General features: G+C 57.8%; 2 rRNA genes (1 of these 2 cut by a window edge). Both read left to right on the top strand.

Annotation, left to right across the window (positions count from 1 at the left end):
- Positions 1-144 (top strand): 16S ribosomal RNA (locus AB0D10_RS45895) (it extends 1,380 nt beyond the left edge of the window).
- A 275-nt stretch (positions 145-419) separates the two neighbouring features.
- Positions 420-2,500: ribosomal RNA gene (locus AB0D10_RS45890) — 23S ribosomal RNA — on the top strand; the annotation flags it as partial.

Below are 2,500 nucleotides of genomic sequence, written 5' to 3'. Positions count from 1 at the left end.
GCCCGTCACGTCACGAAAGTCGGTAACACCCGAAGCCGGTGGCCTAACCCGTAAGGGGAGGAGCCGTCGAAGGTGGGACCAGCGATTGGGACGAAGTCGTAACAAGGTAGCCGTACCGGAAGGTGCGGCTGGATCACCTCCTTTCTAAGGAGCACATGGCCGCTTGCAGGCGAATGTCCTGCACGGTTCGCTCATGGGTGGAACGTTGACTATTCGGCACAGGAAGAGATCGGACGTCAGTACTGCCTTCGGGCGTGGAACGCGGTCTGGGATTGACTGTGTCGGGCACGTTGTTGGGTCCTGAGGGAACGGAAACGTTGTCTCAGTGATCGCCGGCCTCACTTGAGGTGGTCTTCGGATCATCGAGGGTGTGTGACTGGTCGTTGTTTGAGAACTGCACAGTGGACGCGAGCATCTGTGGCCAAGTTTTTAAGGGCGCACGGTGGATGCCTTGGCACTAGGAACCGATGAAGGACGTGGGAGGCCGCGATAGGCCCCGGGGAGCTGTCAACCGAGCTTTGATCCGGGGGTGTCCGAATGGGGAAACCCGGCAGTCGTCATGGGCTGTCACCCGCTGCTGAACACATAGGCAGTGTGGAGGGAACGCGGGGAAGTGAAACATCTCAGTACCCGCAGGAAGAGAAAACAACCGTGATTCCGGGAGTAGTGGCGAGCGAAACTGGATGAGGCTAAACCTTGAGCGTGTGAGACCCGGCAGGGGTTGCGCTCAGGGGGTCGTGGGATTTTTCTTGATCGGTCTGCCGGCCGGTCGGCGAGTCAGAAACCGTATGGGTAGTCGAAGGACATGCGAAAGGTCCGGCGTAGAGGGTAAGACCCCCGTAGACGAAATCTGTACGGCTCGTTTGAAGAACTCCCAAGTAGCACGGGGCCCGAGAAATCCCGTGTGAATCTGGCGGGACCACCCGCTAAGCCTAAATATTCCCTAGTGACCGATAGCGGATAGTACCGTGAGGGAATGGTGAAAAGTACCGCGGGAGCGGAGTGAAATAGTACCTGAAACCGTGTGCCTACAAGCCGTGGGAGCGTCGTCGTGGTCTTCGGATCACGGCCGTGACTGCGTGCCTTTTGAAGAATGAGCCTGCGAGTTTGCGGTGTGTAGCGAGGTTAACCCGTGTGGGGTAGCCGTAGCGAAAGCGAGTCCGAATAGGGCGTTTGAGTTGCATGCCCAAGACCCGAAGCGGAGTGATCTAGCCATGGGCAGGTTGAAGCGCGGGTAAGACCGTGTGGAGGACCGAACCCACCAGGGTTGAAAACCTGGGGGATGACCTGTGGTTAGGGGTGAAAGGCCAATCAAACTCCGTGATAGCTGGTTCTCCCCGAAATGCATTTAGGTGCAGCGTCACGTGTTTCTTGCCGGAGGTAGAGCACTGGATAGGCGATGGGCCTTACCGGGTTACTGACCTTAGCCAAACTCCGAATGCCGGTAAGTGAGAGCGTGGCAGTGAGACTGTGGGGGATAAGCTCCATGGTCGAGAGGGAAACAGCCCAGAACACCGACTAAGGTCCCTAAGCGTGTGCTAAGTGGGAAAGGATGTGGAGTCGCAGAGACAACCAGGAGGTTGGCTTAGAAGCAGCCACCCTTGAAAGAGTGCGTAATAGCTCACTGGTCAAGTGATTCCGCGCCGACAATGTAGCGGGGCTCAAGCACATCACCGAAGTCGTGTCATTGCAGCATGAAGGGCCAACGCCTGCTGTGATGGGTAGGGGAGCGTCGTGTGCCGGGTGAAGCGGCGGTGGAAACCAGTCGTGGACGGTATACGAGTGAGAATGCAGGCATGAGTAGCGATACAAGAGTGGGAAACTCTTGCGCCGATTGACCAAGGGTTCCTGGGTCAAGCTGATCTGCCCAGGGTAAGTCGGGACCTAAGGCGAGGCCGACAGGCGTAGTCGATGGACAACGGGTTGATATTCCCGTACCCGCTTTGAAGCGCCAACGTCGAACCAGATGATGCTAAGGCCGTGAAGCCGTCCCGGAGCCTTCGGGCAAAGGGAAGTGGTGGAGCCGCCGGCCCAAGTCTGCAGTAGGTGAGCGATGGGGTGACGCAGGAAGGTAGTCCAGCCCGGGCGGTGGTTGTCCCGGGGTAAGGGTGTAGGCCGAGTGATAGGCAAATCCGTCACTCATCAAGGCTGAGACCTGATGCCGAGCCGATTGTGGTGAAGTGGATGATCCTATGCTGTCGAGAAAAGCCTCTAGCGAGTTTCATGGCGGCCCGTACCCCAAACCGACTCAGGTGGTCAGGTAGAGAATACCGAGGCGTTCGGGTGAACTATGGTTAAGGAACTCGGCAAAATGCCCCCGTAACTTCGGGAGAAGGGGGGCCATTCCTGGTGATGAGTCTTGCACTCTGAGCTGGGGGTGGCCGCAGAGACCAGCGAGAAGCGACTGTTTACTAAAAACACAGGTCCGTGCGAAGCCGTAAGGCGATGTATACGGACTGACGCCTGCCCGGTGCTGGAACGTTAAGGGGACCGGTTAGCT

The organism is Kitasatospora sp. NPDC048545, assembly GCF_040651155.1.
GTDB lineage: Bacteria > Actinomycetota > Actinomycetes > Streptomycetales > Streptomycetaceae > Kitasatospora.
This window is presented reverse-complemented; position numbering and strand designations above follow the sequence as displayed.